Source organism: Deinococcus sp. NW-56, from assembly GCF_002953415.1.
GTDB lineage: Bacteria > Deinococcota > Deinococci > Deinococcales > Deinococcaceae > Deinococcus.
In genome coordinates, this window is sequence record NZ_CP026518.1 from 187217 (window position 1) to 203036 (window position 15820).

Sequence of the window (15820 nt, forward strand, 5' to 3'; positions counted from 1 at the left end):
AACTGATGCCCGTCTGACCGCCCCGTTCACGCCCGCGTCATCCGGCGGCTTCTCACCGGGCGCACACTGGGAGCATGCAAAAGCTGATCGGTTCCGCGTTGCTGGGTGCCCTGCTCGTCGGCTGCGGGGGACCCGCTCCGTCACCTGCTCCCTCGCCGGGAACGCCGACCTACTCGGTCAGTGGGCAGGTGCTGCTGCCGGGAGCGGGCGCGGCGTCGCTGACGCAGGGTGAGTTGGAGGCCCTCTGGGCGCTGCCGCACGTCCCCGGCGAGGTGCTGGTCCGGGACGCGGGGGAAGGGGGGCTGGGGGCACAGGCCCTTTCCGTGCTGTCGGGGGTCACCCTTCAAGCGGTGCCGGGCACTGACCTCAGCCGGGCGACGACCCCGGCAGGTGAGCGAGACGAGGCGTTCGCGCAGAGGCTCGCGGCGGCGGGGCTGGAGGTGCAGCCCAACCTGATCTACCGCCCGCTGGCGGTGCCCAACGACCCCGGATTCCCGCTGCCAGATCGTCGGGGTGTTCAGGTTGGGACCAATTTCTACGATCAGGACTACCTCACGCGCATCCGGGCGCTGGAGGGCTGGAACCGGCTGGAAGCGCTGGGCAGGCCCAAGTCAGGCGTGCTAACGGCGGTTCTGGACACCGGGGTGGACCGCACGCATCCCGAACTCAGAGATCGGCTGCGGCCGGGCCGCGACTTCTGCTCGCAGTTAGTGCTTGTGAGTGGTGGAAATTACGCCTGTCAGGGTCAGGACGACGACCCTGCTGAGGCCACGGCTGGAGATGTGGGACACGGGACCGGGGTGGCGGGCATTATCGCCGCGAACACCAACAACGGCGACGGCATCGCCGCGCTGACCTGGGGTGGCACGGTGTTGCCTGTCAAAGTCTTCGGTGCGGGCGCGGGGACCGTCGGGGCCACCAGCGCCAGCTTGGCAGCGGGGCTAAACTACGCGGTGGCGCAGGGGGCTAGGGTTATCAACCTCAGCCTGGGGTTTGGTGGGGAGAACGGTCAGCTTGCCCCCGCCGACCCAGAGATCGCCCGAGCCCTGGCCGCCGCCGCGCAGGCCGACGCGGTGGTTGTCGCGGCGGCGGGCAACACGCCGAATGACGGCCTGTACTACCCCGCCAGCGATCCTAACGTCTTGGCTGTGGGGGCTATCGGGCGGGGCGACACCCTGGCCTGCTACAGCGCCCGCCCGAGAGGCAACCAGAGGCCGTTGGACATCGTGGCGCCGGGCGGAGACTCTCCCTGCACCGGGACCACTGATTTCAACATCCTGACCCTCACGGCTTCCTCGCTGGGCGGGTACGCATTACGCGTCGGCACTAGCGAGGCGGCGCCGCAGGTCAGCGGGACGGCCTCACTGCTGCGCGGCGCCTTTCCCAGCCTGACGGCGGCGCAGGTGCGGCAGGCCCTCACGGCGGGCGCCCGGCAGGCGAATGGGCAGCGGATTCTGGACGTAGCGGGCGCCGTCGCCCAGGCCGAGCGGCTCACGACTGCCCCCACCAACCGGGCGTACACCCTCGTCGTGGAGGCGCGGCGCGGCGGCAGCGCCGTGACGACCAAGACCTTCACGGGCACGCTGTCGCAGGGGCAGCGGGCGATCAACTACAGCCTGAACGGCCTCGCGGCGGGAAGCTACACCCTGACCGCCCGCGTCACGCTGAATAACCCGAATGAGACGGCCGCGGGAACGCGCAGCGTGCAGGTCAGCGGCAACCTCAGCGGCGTCGACATCCAGACCCAGCGCTGAGCGGGAGGGGACGGGGCGGCCGACCCACACTTGGAGCCGCCGCCCCGCCCCGCCGGGCTGACCCCGCCATCACCCGGCGGCGCCCGCTTGCGCCTATCATGAACCCGTTATGAAACGCTGGTTCCTGACCGCCGCGCTGCTGGGCTCCGTCGCCACGGCCGCGCCCCTCACCGTTACCATCCTCCACACCGACGACCTGCACGGGCACCTCGACCCGGTCAAGATCGGGGAAGGCACCTACGGCGGCTACGCCCGCCAGACCACCCTGATCAAGCAGTACGCCGCGCAGGACGTAAACCCGCTGGTCCTCTCGGGCGGCGACACCTTCCAGGGCACGCTGTTTTACAACGTCTACCAGGGCCTCGCCGACGTGCTGTTCATGAATTACCAGGGCTATCAGGCCATGGCCGTGGGCAACCACGAGTTCGACAACGGCCCCGAGGCGCTGGCCCGCTTCGCGCAGAAAGCGCAGTTCCCGCTGCTGGCCTCCAACCTCGACCTCAGCGCCGAGCCGCTGCTGCGCGACCTGATCAAGCCCTACGCGGTCCTGAGCGTGGGCGGCGACCGGGTGGGTGTGATCGGCGCCGTGACGCCCGACCTGCCCCTGATCAGCTCGCCCGGCCCGAACGTGAAGATGCTGGAACTGATGGGCAGCCTGAACAACAGCGTCAAGGCTTTGCAGGCCCAGGGCATCAACAAGATCGTGCTGGTGTCGCACCTGGGCTACACGGTCGAGCAGCAGGTCGCCAAGACGGTGCCCGGCATCGACGTGATCGTGGGCGGGCACTCGCACACCCTGCTGGGCACCTTCAACAACAAGGACTTCCCGACTCCCGAAGGCCCCTACCCGACCATCGTGCCCAACCCCGACGGCAACCGCACCCTGCTCGTCGCCGCCTGGGAGTGGGGCAAGGTGCTGGGGCGCCTGAAGGTCACCTTCAACGACGCGGGCGCGGTGGACAGCTTTGAGGGCAACCCCATCGTGGTGTCGGCGGCGGTCGCCGAGGACCCCACCGCCAAGCGCATGATCGAAACGCTCAGCGTGCCGATCGCCAACCTGCGCCGTCAGGTCGTGGGCACGACCACCCGTGGCCTGAACGGAGCCCGCGAGATCGTCCGCAAGCGCGAGAGCCCCATGGCGAACGTGCTGGCCGACGCCGCGCTCGCCGCCGGACAGCGGGCCGGGGCGCAGATCGCCTTCGTGAACGGCGGCGGCGTGCGCTCCTCGATCGACGCGGGGCCGATCACCTTCGAGGAAGCGATCACCGTGCAGCCCTTCGGCAACACGCTGACGATCCTCGACCTCACGGGCGCCGAGATCAAACGGGCGCTGGAGCACGGCGTGGCGACCTGGAGCGAGAACAAGGGCCAGTTCCTGCACGTGTCCAGGGGCATGAGCTACACCTTCGACCTGTCCAAGCCCGCCGGAAGCCGCGTCACCTCGGTAACCCTGAACGGCCAGCCGCTGAGCGACACGCAGACCTACACGGTCGCCATGAACACCTTCACCGCCAACGGCGGCGACGGGTTCGACGTGTTCAAAGGTGCGAAGGGCCGCCGCCTGGACACCGGCACCCTCGACATCGACATTCTGGTGAACTACTTCAAGGCCAACCCCACCATCGACGCGCAGCCGGAAGGCCGCATCGTGCTGGTGAACGAGCCGAAGTAAGGGAAGAACCGGTCAGAGGGGGCGTGCCTGCGGGTACGCCCTTTTTTCATGGATGTGGTTATCAAATGTAAATCTGTTGACACCTCTATCATTCGCTTGTAAGCTTCAACGCATGACCGCCCTTGCGACCGCCAGCAAAAAACCCACCGCGCCCCCTGGGTGAGGTGAGTGCTGTCGTGAGACGCGTGCCCCGCCTGACCCGAGCAGGCGGGGCTTGTTTTGGCCCCTCCCCCATCCCCCCTATCCCCGGAGAGAGACATGACCCCAGCCCCACCTCGCCGCCCCCTGATCGTGGACACCACCCTGCGGGAAGGTGAGCAGTTCGCCGCCGCGCACTTCAGCTCCGAGCAGAAGGGGCGGCTGGCCCGCGCCCTCGACGCCTTCGGGGTGGAGTACCTCGAACACACCTCGCCCGTGGCCTCGCCGGGCAGCGAGCGCGACCTGCGGGCGCTGGTGGGGCTGGGGCTGAATGCCCGCGTGGTCACCCACGTCCGCTGTCACGAAGACGACGTGCGCCGGGCGCTGGACTGCGGTGTGGACGGGGTGAACCTTCTGTTCGGCACCTCGGCCGTGCTGCGGGAGGCCAGCCACGGACGGGGCGTGGAGGCGCTGCTGGCCGAGGCGCTCACGGCCATCCGACTCGCGCAGGGGGCGGGGGTGGAGGTGCGCTTCTCGTGCGAGGACGCCTTCCGTACCGAGACGGCCGACCTGCTGCGGATTTACACCGCCGTGGACGCCTGCGGAGTGGACCGGGTGGGCGTGGCCGACACGGTGGGGGTTGCCACCCCGCGCGAGGTGGAGCGGCTGGTGGGCACCGTGCGGGCGGCGGTGCGCTGCGACATCGAATTCCACGGGCACAACGACGGCGGCTGCGCGGTCGCCAACGCCGCTGCCGCGTTCGAGGCGGGGGCCACCCATCTCAACGTGACGGTGCTGGGCATCGGCGAGCGCAACGGGATCGCGCCGCTCTCGGGCCTGATCGCCCGGCTGTACCTCTCGAACCCGGCGCTGGTCGGCGCCTACGACCTCGCGGCGCTCCCTGCCCTGGACGCGCTGGTCGCGGAGATGGTGGGCGTGAATATCCCGTTCAACGCGTGCATCACGGGCGAGACGGCCTTTACGCATAAAGCCGGGCTGCACACCAATGCCGTGCTGCGCGAGCCACGCGCGTATGAGGCGCTGGACCCCGGCGTCTTTGGGCGCGAGCGGCACCTGCTGAGCGGGAGCCGTCTCACCGGGCGTCACGCCGTCGCCCACCGCGCCGCCGGGCTGGGCATTCACCTCGCTCCCGCCGACCTGCGCCGCCTGACTGCCGAGGTCAAGGCCGCCGCCGATGCCGGAGCGCTGGGGAATGCCGAGCTGGACGCGCTGATTCTCGCCTTCGCCCGGACGCTGCCCGTGCCCGCCGCCCTCGTCTCGAACGCCTGAAAGGACTTCCATGACCACTTCTCCCCAAACCCTCGCTGAACAAATTCTCTCGCACGCCTCTGGGCGCCGTGTCTACGCGGGCGAGGTCGTCACCTGCGCGGTGGACCTCGCGATGGTGCACGACTCCATCGCGCCCGCCGTGATTCGCATCCTGACCGGGGAGCTGGGCGCCGCGGGCGTGTGGGACCGCGAGCGGGTGGCCGTCGCCATCGACCACGTCGCGCCCGCCGCCACCATCCAGACCGCGACCGCGCAGGACGGGGTGCGGCGCTGGGCGCTGGAGCAGGACCTCCCCCACTTCTTCGAGACGGGCCGGGGCATCTGCCATCAGGTGATCCTGGAGGAGCGGCTGGCGCGGCCCGGCATGCTGGTCGTCGGCTCGGACTCGCACTCGACGGCGTACGGAGCGGCGGGGGCCTTCGGGACCGGGATGGGCGCGACCGACATCGCGCTCGCGCTGGCGACCGGGCAGACGTGGCTGCGGGTGCCGGAGACGGTGCTGATCCGCGCCCGTGGGGAACTGCGGCCCGGCGTCTCGGCCAAGGACGTGGCCCTCCACATCGCCCGCGAGCTGCGGGCCGACGGCGCGACCTACGAGGCCATTGAATACCACGGCTTCGATGCCTTCACCCTGGGCGAGCGCACCACCCTGACGAGCATGGCGGTGGAGGTCGGCGCCAAGGCCGGGATCGTGGCACCCACGGGTCCGGCGCTGGCCGAGTACGACGTGCCGGAGTGGTTCGGCGTGCAGCCCGGCGCGAGCTACCGCCGGGTGCTGGAGATCGACCTCGGCGCCCTGGAGCCGCAAGTCGCCGCCCCCAGCTTCGTGGACAACGTGACCGACCTGGACGAGGTGGCGGGCGGGGACCCCATCGCCGTGAATGTCGTGTACCTGGGCACCTGCACCAACGGGCGCCACGAGGACATGGCGGCGGCGGCCCGCATCCTGCGCGGGCGGCGGGTGGCGCGGGGGGTGCGGCTGATCGTGGTGCCCGCGTCGTCGCAGGCATTGGCGCAGGCGGCGGAGGACGGCACCCTCAGCGTGCTGCTGGAGGCGGGCGCGGCCATCGGCACGCCGGGCTGCGGCGCGTGCATCGGGCGGCACATGGGTGTGCTGGCTCCCGGCGACGTGTGCCTCTTTACCGGCAACCGCAACTTCCGGGGCCGGATGGGCAGCCCGGAAGCCCAGATCTACCTCGGCTCGCCGGAGGTGGCCGCCGCCACCGCCGTAACGGGGTACCTGACCGACCCCCGCACCCTGGCGCCCCTTTCCGCCTGATTCCCTTTCCGGAGGCCCTGCCATGACCCTGACCGCTCCCCCGACCCAAACCCCCCCCACCCTCACCGCCCGCGTCTGGCGCTTCGGCGCCGACGTGAACACCGACCAGATCGTGCCGGGACGCTTCGCCCCCTACATGACCTCGGAGGCGGAGCTGCGCAAGGCCCCCTTCATCGAGGCGCGGCCCGAGTTTGCGCCCACCGTGCAGCCCGGCGACCTGATCATCGCGGGCAACAACTTCGGCTGCGGGTCGTCGCGCGAGTACGCCCCGCAAGCGCTGAAGCTCGTGGAGGTCGGCGCGATCATCGCTCCGAGCTTCGCCCGCATCTTCTTCCGGAACGCCCTGAACCTCGGCATCCCCGTTTTCGAGGCCGACCTGACCGAGCTGGAGGACGGCGAGCGGGTCCACCTCGACCTGGAAACGGCCGTGCTGTACACGGGGCGCGGCGAGCTTCGGCTGCCCCAGCCCCCCGCCTGGATGCGCGAGGTCTGGCAGGCGGGCGGCATCGTGCCCTACTACCGCACCCACGGCCGCTTTCCCGGCGTGCCCTCGGCCCTTTAACCCCTTCCGACCCCCAAGGAGTCCCCATGACCTGCCCCGAATGCGACGCCCCCCTCACCATCGCCCCTGACGTGATCGAAGGCGAGATCATTCCCTGCCCCGACTGCGGCGCCGAGCTGGAAGTGCTGTCGGTCTCGCCCGTCGAACTCGCGCTCGCGCCTTCCGTCGAAGAGGACTGGGGCGAGTGACCGTGACCCCCCGCCTCGGTGTCCTCGTGTCGCGTATCCGCGCGGAGGAGAAGCTGCTGCTCTCGGAACTGGACCGCCGCCGGGTGCCCTACACCCGCATTGACGACGGCGACCTCGTGTTCGACCTGCGCGAGCGCGAGTTTCCCTTCGGCACCGTGCTGGAGCGGTCCATCTCCTACGGGCGGACCCTCTACACCCTGCGGGCGCTGGAGGCGCGGGGGGTGCGCTGCGTGAACCCGGCGGCGGTCGTGGAGACGTGCGGCGACAAGTTCCGCACGACCCAGGCGCTGGAGGTGGCGGGCGTGCCCACTCCCCGGACCCTGATCGCCTTCACGCCGGAGGCCGCGCTGGAGGCGATCGAGCGGCTGGGCTATCCGGCGGTGCTCAAGCCCGTCGTCGGCTCGTGGGGCCGTCTGGTGTCCCGCGTGAACGACCGCGACGCGGCGGAGGCCGTGCTGGAACACCTGCAAGTGCTGGGTTCATGGCAGCAGCACATTTATTACGTGCAGGAGCATGTCCGCAAGCCGGGCCGCGACATCCGCGCCTTCGTGGTCGGCGACGAGCCGGTCGCGGCTATCTACCGCACCTCGGCGCACTGGATTACCAACACCGCGCGGGGCGGGCTGGCGTCGAACTGCCCGCTGACGGGCGGTGTGGGCGACCTGGCTTTGCGGGCGGCGCGGGCGGTGGGCGGCGGCATCCTCGCGGTGGACCTGCTGGAGACGGCGGACGGCGAGCTGCTCGTCAATGAGGTCAACCACACGATGGAATTCCGCAACTCCATCGACACGACCGGAGTGGACATTCCCGGCGCGATGATCGACTACCTGCTCGCGCAGGCACAGGTGGCTACCCCCACCCCGGAGGCTGTGGCATGATCCGCGCTGCCATCGCGGGCGGCTCGGGCTACGTGGGTGGCGAACTGCTGCGGCTGCTGCTGGGGCACCCGGAGGTGGAGGTCGTGGCCGTCACCTCCGAGCGCCGCGCCGGGCAGTACGTGGCCGCCACGCACCCCAACCTGCGCGGCTGGACCGACCTGCGTTTCGTGCCGCTCGCGGAGTTGCCTGCCTGCGACGTGCTGTTCACGGCCTTACCGCACGGGTATGCAGCAGAGCAGATTGAGCACCTCTCCACCCTGGCTCCCCGCCTGATCGACTGCTCGGCCGACTTTCGGCTGGAAGACGCGAACGCCTACCGCGAGTGGTACGGGCGCGAGCACGCGGCCCCGGAGTGGCTGACCCGCTTTGCCTACGGGCTGCCGGAGGCCAACCGGGACGCGATTCGGGATGCCCGCTTTGTCTCCGGGGTGGGCTGCAACGCGACCGCCGTGAACCTCGCGCTGCTGCCGCTGGTGCGGGCCGGGCTGCTGGACCCCGCGCGGCCCATCATCGCCGACGTGAAGGTCGGCTCCTCGGAGGGCGGCGACCGGGCCAGCGAGTCCAGCCACCACCCCGAGCGCTCCCACGTCGTGCGCTCCTTCGCCCCCACCGGGCACCGCCACACCGCCGAGGTGCGGCAGGTGCTGGGGGTCGACGCCGAGCTGTCGGTCACGTCGGTGGAACTCGTGCGCGGGGCGCTGGCGACCGTTCACGCCTGGCTGCGGGAGCCGCTGGAGGACCGCCAGCTCTGGAAGGCGTACCGCGCGACCTACGGCGCCGAGCCTTTCGTCCGCATCGTCCACGAGAAGGGCGGCAACTACCGCCACCCCGAGCCCAAGATTCTGGCGGGGACCAACCTAACGGACGTGGGCTGGAGCGTGGACCCCCGCACGGGCCGCGTCGTCGCCCTCTGCGCCATCGACAACCTGATGAAGGGGGCGGCGGGCACGGCGGTGCAGGCCCTCAACCTGATGCACGGCTGGCCGGAACAGGCGGGGCTGCGGCTGATCGGGCTGCACCCGGTGTGATGCAGGACAGGTTGGTCTGTACGCCCCCTCACCCCTGGCTTCGCCAGGCCCTCTCCCACCAGGGGAGAGGGTGAAAGGATTTCCCCTCCTATGATCCCTTCCCCCCTCGTCATCAAGATCGGCGGCGCCGAAGGCGTGGATCAGCAGGCGCTGTGCCAGGACATTGCCGCGCAGTGGCGCTCCGGCCGCCCGCTTGTCGTCGTCCACGGCGGCTCAGCGGAGACGAACGCCCTGGCCGCCGCGCTGGGCCACCCCTCGCGTACGCTGACCGCCCCCTCGGGCCACGTCAGCCGCTACACCGACCGCCGCACGCTGGAGATTTTTGCGATGGCGACGGCCCGCGTGAACCGCCTGCTGGTCGAAACCTTGCAAGGCCTCGGCGTGAACGCGCTGGGCCTCAGCGGAGCGGACGGACAACTGCTGCGGGCACGGCGCAAGGAGGTGCAGCGCAGCGTGGAGGGGGGCCGGGTGCGGCTCGTGCGCGACGACTGGACGGGCACGGTGACGGCGGCGAATGGCGACCTTCTGCGCCTGCTGCTGGGGGCCGGATACCTCCCCGTCGTCGCGCCGCTGGCGATCAGTGACCGGGGCGAACTCCTCAATGTGGACGGTGACCGGGCTGCCGCCGCCGTCGCTGGAGCGGTGGGGGCCGGGACGCTGCTGCTGCTCAGCAACGTGGCGGGGCTGCTGCGCTCCTACCCCGACGAGGACAGTCTGGTCGGGCATATCCCGGCCGACAGGCTGGAGGAGGCGCAGGGCTGGGCGCAGGGCCGGATGAAGCGCAAGGTACTGGGGGCGGGTGAGGCCCTCGCGGCGGGCGTGTCTACCGTCGTGATCGGGGACGGTCGCCGGGCTGCACCTGTTGGGGATGCGCTCGCTGGGCGCGGCACCGTGCTGGGCGCTCCGCTGACCGGAATGGTGCCCGCATGACGGCCACCCTGGACCCCCGCACGCTGGAGGCCCGGCACGGCACGGGCGTCTATGCCAAGCGGCCCCTCACGCTGGTGCGCGGGCAGGGCGCGACCCTCTGGGACGACGCAGGCCGGACGTACCTCGACTGCGCTTCCGGGCAGGGGGTGGCGAACGTGGGACACAGCCATCCCCGCGTCGTGGCTGCCGTGCAGGCGCAGGCCGCCACACTGGTCACCTGTCAGGAAGCCGTTCACAACGACGTGCGGGCGGCGTACCTCTCCGAACTCGCGGGGGTGCTGCCCGCCGGGCTGGACCGCATCTTCCTCTGCAACTCCGGCGCGGAGGCGGTCGAGGCGGGGGTCAAGTTCGCCCGCGCGAGCACTGGGCGGCCTGGCGTTGTCGCGGCGATGCGCGGCTTTCACGGGCGCACGCTGGGAGCGCTCAGCGCGACCTGGGAAGCCCACTACCGCGAGCCCTTCGTGCCACTGGTGCCGGAGTTCGGCCATGTCCCCTACGGCAACTTGGAGGCCCTGGAGGGGGCGATTACCGACCAGACCGCCGCCGTCTTGCTCGAAGTCGTGCAGGGCGAGGGCGGTGTGCGGCCCGCCTCTGACGAGTTTTTGCGTGGGGCCGAGCGGCTCTGCCGGGAGCGCGGCGCCCTGCTCCTGATCGACGAGGTACAGACGGGCTTCGGGCGCACCGGGCGGCTGTTTGCCTGCGAGCACAGCGGGCTGGAGCCGGACATCCTGATCCTCGGGAAGGCCATCGCGGGCGGCGTGCCGATGGGGGCGGTTGCCCTCGGCCCACGGGTGGCGCAGATGGCGCCGGGCACCCACGGCTCGACCTTCGGCGGCAATCCGCTGGCGTGCGCGGCGGCGCGGGCGGTGCTGGGCATCTTGCGCGACGAGAACCTGCCTGCCGAAGCGGCCCGCAAAGGCGAGTGGCTGCTGGACCGGCTGCGGGCGCTGCCGCACCGCCGCATCCGCGAGGTGCGCGGGCTGGGGTTGATGGTCGGGCTGGAACTGCGCGACCGGGTGGCCCCCCACCTCGCCGCCCTTCAGGAGCGCGGCGTCCTCGCCCTGCCCGCCGGGCCGAGCGTGCTGCGGCTGCTGCCCCCGCTGGTGATCTCTGGCGCCGAACTGGAACAGGTCGTGCGGGCGGTGGACGAGGTGCTGGCGTGACGCTCGCCCCCGTCCTCACCGCCGAGGAAGCGCTCGCCTACGGCCTCGTCGCCATTCCCAGCGTCTCCGGGCAGGAGGGGGAGGCCGTGACCTGGCTGGTGGACCAGATGACCGCGCTGGGTCTGACCGCCCACGTGGACGAAGCGGGAAATGCGGTCGGGGTGCTGGGCACAGGCACCCCGCAGACCGTCCTGCTGGGCCACATCGACACCGTCCCCGGCGACCTCCCGGTGCGGGTGGAGGGTGGCATGCTGCATGGCCGGGGCGCGGTGGATGCCAAGGGGGCGCTCGCCGCCTTCGTGAGCGCGGCGGCGCGGCTGGCGCGTCGGGGGAACCTGCGCGGCCAGATCGTCGTCGTGGGCTGCGTGGAGGAGGAGGCGTCCTCCAGCAAGGGGGCACACCACGCGCTGACCGAGTACACGCCCGACTTCTGCATCGTGGGCGAGCCCAGCGACTGGCGGCGGGTCACGTTGGGGTACAAGGGGTCGCTGCGGCTGCGGGCACGGCTCTCGGTGCCCTGCGGCCACTCCGCCCACCAGCGGCAGACGGCGGCAGAGACGATGGTGGCCTTCTGGCAACGGGTGGAGGGGTGGGCCGCCGACCTCACCGGGCACGCGGCCCGTGCCTTCGACCAGCTTCAGCCCACCCTGCTGCACCTCAACACGGCCAGCGACGGCCTGACCGAAACGGCGGCCGCGGAATTGCACCTTCGCCTGCCCCCCGCGCACCCGCCCGGCCCCGTGCTGGAGGGCCTGCGGGAGCTGGCCGCCGACCTCCCCGACCTTACGCTGGAGGTGGTGGGGCAGTGCGCGGCCTTTCAGACGGACCGTACCTCACCCCTGGTCCGCACCTTTACCCGCGCGATTCGGGCGCAGGGAGAGCAGCCGGGGCTGGTGCTCAAGACGGGCACGGCCGACCTGAACGTGGTCGGCCCGGTGTGGGGGTGTCCGGCCGTGGCCTACGGGCCGGGCGACGCGGCGCTCGACCACACGCCGCACGAGCACCTCTGCCTCGCGGAGTACGGGCGGGCGGTGGACGTGCTGGAGGCGGCCCTGACCGAACTGCACCGCTGATAGGTCAGGCTAAGGTCGTTCCTTGGGCGACAGCGCCGCCGTGGCGAACCAGAAGGTCCCAAAGGATTTGATGACCTCCACGAATTCGCTGATGGTCACGGGCTTGGGGATGTAGGCGTTCGCGTGGAGGTTATACGACCGCCAGATGTCGCTCTCGGCCCGTGACGTGGTCAGGACCACCACCGGGATATTCCGCAGGGCGTCGTCGACCTTCAGCACGTCGAGCACTTCTAGCCCGCCCATGCGCGGCATGTTCAGGTCGAGCAGAATCACGTCGGGAGTGGCGGCCCCGGCGTAGGGACCCTCGCGCCGCAGGAAGGCCAGCGCGTCGACCCCATCGCGGGCAATGTGCAGGCGGTGGGGAAAGTGCGCCTCCCCGAAGGCTTCTTCGGTCAGGAGGATATCGGCCGGGTTGTCCTCGACCAGCAGGATTTCGATGGGTTTGGTGGGGGTCATGGGGCAGGCGGACTCCTGAAGGCTGGAACTGGGCGAGCCTGGAGTGGACACCGCCAGCGCTCGGACGACTGAAAATACGCCAACCATAGTGAGCGGCCGCCGCGGATCGGTGCCCCTTCCATGAAGCCTGTCTTTAAGAGTGGCCGCGTCCTCCCTGCCGGACGCGGCCACTCCTGCGGATGTGGGTCCGCCGGGTGGGGCCGTTAGCCCTGCCGGGCCGCCATCGCGGCGCGGGCCTGCTCCTGCAAGGGACGCCACGCCACCTTGCCCGTCGCCCCGCGCGGCAGGCTCTCCACGAACTCGTAGTCGCGCGGCACCTTGTAGGTCGCCATCTGGGTTCTGGCCCAGGCCTCGATCTCCCCGGCGGTGGCCTGCCCACCGGGCTTCAGCACGATCAGGGCGCGGGCGCGTTCCCCGGTCCGCTCGTCGGGCACCGAGATCACGCAGGCTTCCTGAATGGCGGGGTGGCCGTGCAACAGGTTCTCGACCTCGGCGGGCCAGACCTTCATGCCGGAGACGTTCACCATGCGCTTGAGGCGGTCGGTGAAGAAGAAGTAGCCCTCCTCGTCCATGTAGCCCAGGTCGCCGGAGCGGAAAAAGCGCTTGCCGTCCAGCTCCACGAACGCTTCGGCAGTCGCGTCGGGGCGGTTCCAGTAGCCCTGCATGACCTGTTCGCCGTGCATCACGATCTCGCCGATCTCGCCGGGGGGCAGCTCGCGTCCGGTGTCGAGGTCGAGGACGCGGGCGTCGACCCCGAACAGGGCGATTCCCAGGCATTGCAGCTTCTGACGCCCTTTGGGGTTGGAGTGCGACTGCGCCATCGTCTCGGTCAGGCCGTAGCCCTCGGTGAAGGTGATGCCCGTGAGGTCCAGCAGCCGCTGCCCGATCGCCGCCGGGAGGCTCGCGCCGCCCCCCGTCACGTTCCGCAAGCTGGCGAGGTCCGCCGGGTTGAAGTTCGGGGAGGCCATCAGGTCGATCACCATCGTGGCGGTGTTCGTCCAGAGGGTCACGCCCCGGTCGCGGATGAGTTGCCGCGCGGCGTCCCGGTCCCAGCGGGCCAGCGCGACGACCGTGCCGCCGCCGTTCAGCGGCGCGAGCAGGCTGTTGACGAAGCCGGTGACGTGGAAGAAGGGCAGCGAGGCCAGGAACACGTCCTCGACCGTGCCGTCTACCCAGGCCCCGGCCCCGAACACGTTCGCCTGCACGCTGCGGTGGGTGTGCATGCAGCCCTTGGGCAGCCCGGTCGTGCCGCTGGTGTAGGGCATGACGGCCAGATCGTCGGGGCCGACCTCGGCGGCGGGGGCGGAGGCCGCCTCCAATGCCGCTTCCAGCGTCACGTCGCCGGAGTGCAGCTCGGGGGTCACGTCCAGCTCGCCCGGCAGCGGGATTCCGGCACGTTCCGCGTCGGTCCCGGCCATCACGTTGGCGACGACCGCGTGGGCGAGGCCTCCCTGCTTGGCTTTCTCGTACAGCTCGGCGCCGACGACCCCCGCGCGAATGCCCGCGTCTTGCAGAAAGAAGCCGAACTCGCGGGCCTGGAGCATGGGCGCCAGGGGCACCACGACCGCCCCGAGGTGCCACGCGGCGTGCGCGGCGATGGCCCACGCGGGGCTGTTCTGAAGCCAGACGGCCACCCGGTCGCCTTTCCCGACCCCCTGCGCGGCGAGGTGTCCGGCGAGGCGCTCGGCGGATTCGCGCAGTTCGCGGTAGCTCAGCTCGCGGCCGTAGAACCACATCGCCGTCTTGTCGGGATACCGCTCGGCCGACACGCGCAGGTTGTGCATCAGGCCGGTGCGCGGCAGCGTCAGTTGCCGGGGCTTGCCAGGGGGCCAGTAACGGCCCGCCGTGCGGGTGGCCGGGGCGACCGGGCGGGGATGCTCGGTGGGCAGGTTCAGTTCGGGGTCGTGCGACATGAAAAACCTCCGGGAGAGCCGGGCCACCTGCCCCCGAGGCCGGGAGACGGGCAGCCGGAGCGTGAATTGTGCGTGCCCCGAGTGTAGGGCATGGGGCGCCCGCGGCAAATACGCGGCGTTGCTCGTCACGTGACGAGCAGCGGTCACCGGCCTGCCCCGCCCCGTCCCGCCCGGACCCCGTAGGCTGGGACGCAGGAGGTTCACCCATGTCCCAGCTCCCCGCCTTTGAGACCCTCTTTACCGTCGAGGCCACCCCCTTCAAGTTCGGCCCCGGTGCGTCCGCCGACGCGGGCTGGGAGGCGGCGCGGCTGGGCATGCGCCGGGCCTTCGTGGTGGTCGACCCGGCGCTGGCCGGGAGCGAGGCGGCCGGGCGCGTGCTGGACAGCCTGCGCGGGGCGGGGGTAGAGGTCGTCCTCTACACGGGCGTGCGGGTCGAACCGGACCTCCCCAGCCTGGAGCGGGCGGGGGCGGCGGCGCGGGAGGCGGGGGCCGACGGCTTCGTGGGGCTGGGGGGCGGCTCGACGCTCGACACGGCAAAGGTCGCCAACCTGCTCGCCACCCACGGCGGCGCGGTGATGGACTGGGTCAATGCCCCGGTGGGCGGCGGGCGGGCGGTGCCGGGGCCGCTGCGCCCGCTGCTGGCGATTCCCACGACGGCGGGGTCGGGGTCGGAGGCGACCACGGTGGCGATCCTCGACCTGCCGGACCTGGGAATCAAGAGCGGGATCAGCCACCGCTATTTGCGGCCCGCACAGGCGCTGGTGGACCCCGAACTCACCCGCACCGCCCCGGCGGGCGTGATCGCGTCGGCGGGGCTGGACGTGGTGTGTCACGCCGCCGAGAGCCTGCTGAGCCGCTCGTACACCTCGCGCCCCCGGCCGGAGTCGCCCGCCGCCCGCCCCCCCTACCAGGGCAGCAACCCGGTCGCGGACGTGTGGTCGGCGCAGGCGCTGCGCTTCGGCGGCGAGTACCTGCGCCGGGCGGTGGCCGACCCCGACGACCTGGAGGCACGCGGCTTCATGATGCTTTCCGCGACGATGGCGGGGGTGGGCTTCGGGTCGGCGGGGGTACATATCCCGCATGCCTGCGCCTATCCCATCGCGGGACTGCGGCAGACCTATCAAGCAACCGGGTATTCGCAGGACCATGCCTTCGTGCCGCACGGCTACAGCGTGATCGTGACCGCGCCCGCCGCCTTCCGCTTCACCTTCGCGGCGGACCCCGAAAAGCATGTGCGGGCCGCGTCTCTGCTCACCGGGCGTGAGTACGCTCCGGATGACGAGGACGCCCTGCCGAACGCGCTTTCAGAGCTGATGCGCGACGTGGGCGCACCCACCACCCTGACCGAACTGGGGTACAGCGAGGCCGACCTGCCCGCGCTGGTGGAGGGGGCCTTGAAACAGCAGCGGCTGCTGGCGGTCGCCCCCCGCACGCCGAGCGCCGCCGACCTGGAGGCCATCCTGCGGGCGTCCCTGTAACGGGCAGGCGCCCCGGCC

At 71.1% G+C, this 15820-nt stretch carries 14 protein-coding genes; 12 read left to right on the top strand and 2 right to left on the bottom strand.

From position 1 onward, the window contains the following. Positions 1–74 precede the first annotated feature (74 nt). From C3K08_RS16465 to C3K08_RS16515, 11 genes are all read left to right on the top strand, one after another. On the top strand, positions 75–1754 hold the full coding sequence (locus C3K08_RS16465) for a S8 family serine peptidase (RefSeq protein WP_158680042.1): 1680 nt from the start codon (positions 75–77) through the stop codon (positions 1752–1754). A 109-nt stretch (positions 1755–1863) separates the two neighbouring features. Next, positions 1864–3426 carry a bifunctional UDP-sugar hydrolase/5'-nucleotidase gene (locus C3K08_RS16470; protein ID WP_104992529.1) on the top strand — a complete coding sequence of 521 codons (1563 nt, stop codon included), beginning with the start codon at positions 1864–1866 and terminating at the stop codon, positions 3424–3426. 258 nt (positions 3427–3684) lie between these two features. Then, complete coding sequence (gene lysS, locus C3K08_RS16475; RefSeq protein ID WP_104992530.1) at positions 3685–4854, top strand: homocitrate synthase; 1170 nt, start codon at positions 3685–3687, stop codon at positions 4852–4854. A gap of 10 nt (positions 4855–4864) precedes the next feature. Continuing rightward, positions 4865–6133 carry a 3-isopropylmalate dehydratase large subunit gene (locus tag C3K08_RS16480; RefSeq protein ID WP_104992531.1) on the top strand — a complete coding sequence of 423 codons (1269 nt, stop codon included), beginning with the start codon at positions 4865–4867 and terminating at the stop codon, positions 6131–6133. A 22-nt stretch (positions 6134–6155) separates the two neighbouring features. Continuing rightward, a complete protein-coding gene (locus tag C3K08_RS16485; protein WP_104992532.1) occupies positions 6156–6695 on the top strand; it encodes a homoaconitate hydratase in 540 nt (179 codons plus the stop codon). A 26-nt stretch (positions 6696–6721) separates the two neighbouring features. Then, positions 6722–6883, top strand: coding sequence for an alpha-aminoadipate/glutamate carrier protein LysW (locus tag C3K08_RS16490; protein WP_104992533.1), 162 nt, complete (start codon positions 6722–6724; stop codon positions 6881–6883). Next, on the top strand, positions 6880–7761 hold the full coding sequence (gene lysX, locus C3K08_RS16495) for a lysine biosynthesis protein LysX (protein WP_234009266.1): 882 nt from the start codon (positions 6880–6882) through the stop codon (positions 7759–7761). Before C3K08_RS16490 ends, lysX begins: the two co-directional genes overlap by 4 nt. Beyond that, positions 7758–8789: an N-acetyl-gamma-glutamyl-phosphate reductase gene (argC, locus tag C3K08_RS16500; RefSeq protein WP_104992534.1), complete on the top strand. Its 1032-nt coding sequence runs from the start codon at positions 7758–7760 to the stop codon at positions 8787–8789. Before lysX ends, argC begins: the two co-directional genes overlap by 4 nt. A 90-nt stretch (positions 8790–8879) precedes the next feature. Next, positions 8880–9719 (top strand): [LysW]-aminoadipate kinase, encoded by an 840-nt coding sequence (locus C3K08_RS16505; protein WP_104992535.1) that lies wholly within the window; start codon positions 8880–8882, stop codon positions 9717–9719. After that, entirely contained in the window at positions 9716–10882 is a 1167-nt protein-coding gene (locus C3K08_RS16510; RefSeq protein WP_104992536.1) for an aspartate aminotransferase family protein, read from the top strand. Before C3K08_RS16505 ends, C3K08_RS16510 begins: the two co-directional genes overlap by 4 nt. Next, positions 10879–11955, top strand: a complete 1077-nt coding sequence (locus C3K08_RS16515) for a [LysW]-lysine hydrolase (RefSeq protein ID WP_104992537.1) — start codon at positions 10879–10881, stop codon at positions 11953–11955. The genes C3K08_RS16510 and C3K08_RS16515 overlap by 4 nt, the downstream gene beginning before the upstream one ends. A gap of 9 nt (positions 11956–11964) precedes the next feature. Here C3K08_RS16515 and C3K08_RS16520 read toward each other — a convergent pair whose 3' ends face one another. Then, entirely contained in the window at positions 11965–12411 is a 447-nt protein-coding gene (locus tag C3K08_RS16520) for a response regulator (protein WP_104992538.1), read from the bottom strand. 203 nt (positions 12412–12614) lie between these two features. Next, positions 12615–14324, bottom strand: coding sequence for a long-chain-fatty-acid--CoA ligase (locus tag C3K08_RS16525; protein ID WP_104992539.1), 1710 nt, complete (start codon positions 14322–14324; stop codon positions 12615–12617). 206 nt (positions 14325–14530) lie between these two features. Here C3K08_RS16525 and C3K08_RS16530 point away from each other — a divergent pair, with 206 nt between their 5' ends. Beyond that, on the top strand, positions 14531–15802 hold the full coding sequence (locus C3K08_RS16530; RefSeq protein ID WP_104992540.1) for a hydroxyacid-oxoacid transhydrogenase: 1272 nt from the start codon (positions 14531–14533) through the stop codon (positions 15800–15802). Positions 15803–15820: the final 18 nt, after the last annotated feature.

Excerpts from the sequence above, each read along its gene's own strand:
- C3K08_RS16465 (WP_158680042.1), top strand. The coding sequence starts at position 75 with ATGCAAAAGCTGATCGGTTCCGCGTTGCTGGGTGCCCTGCTCGTCGGC.
- C3K08_RS16470 (WP_104992529.1), top strand. The coding sequence starts at position 1,864 with ATGAAACGCTGGTTCCTGACCGCCGCGCTGCTGGGCTCCGTCGCCACG.
- lysS (WP_104992530.1), top strand. The coding sequence starts at position 3,685 with ATGACCCCAGCCCCACCTCGCCGCCCCCTGATCGTGGACACCACCCTG.
- C3K08_RS16480 (WP_104992531.1), top strand. The coding sequence starts at position 4,865 with ATGACCACTTCTCCCCAAACCCTCGCTGAACAAATTCTCTCGCACGCC.
- C3K08_RS16485 (WP_104992532.1), top strand. The coding sequence starts at position 6,156 with ATGACCCTGACCGCTCCCCCGACCCAAACCCCCCCCACCCTCACCGCC.
- C3K08_RS16490 (WP_104992533.1), top strand. The coding sequence starts at position 6,722 with ATGACCTGCCCCGAATGCGACGCCCCCCTCACCATCGCCCCTGACGTG.
- argC (WP_104992534.1), top strand. The coding sequence starts at position 7,758 with ATGATCCGCGCTGCCATCGCGGGCGGCTCGGGCTACGTGGGTGGCGAA.
- C3K08_RS16505 (WP_104992535.1), top strand. The coding sequence starts at position 8,880 with ATGATCCCTTCCCCCCTCGTCATCAAGATCGGCGGCGCCGAAGGCGTG.
- C3K08_RS16510 (WP_104992536.1), top strand. The coding sequence starts at position 9,716 with ATGACGGCCACCCTGGACCCCCGCACGCTGGAGGCCCGGCACGGCACG.
- C3K08_RS16520 (WP_104992538.1), bottom strand. The coding sequence starts at position 12,411 with ATGACCCCCACCAAACCCATCGAAATCCTGCTGGTCGAGGACAACCCG.
- C3K08_RS16525 (WP_104992539.1), bottom strand. The coding sequence starts at position 14,324 with ATGTCGCACGACCCCGAACTGAACCTGCCCACCGAGCATCCCCGCCCG.
- C3K08_RS16530 (WP_104992540.1), top strand. The coding sequence starts at position 14,531 with ATGTCCCAGCTCCCCGCCTTTGAGACCCTCTTTACCGTCGAGGCCACC.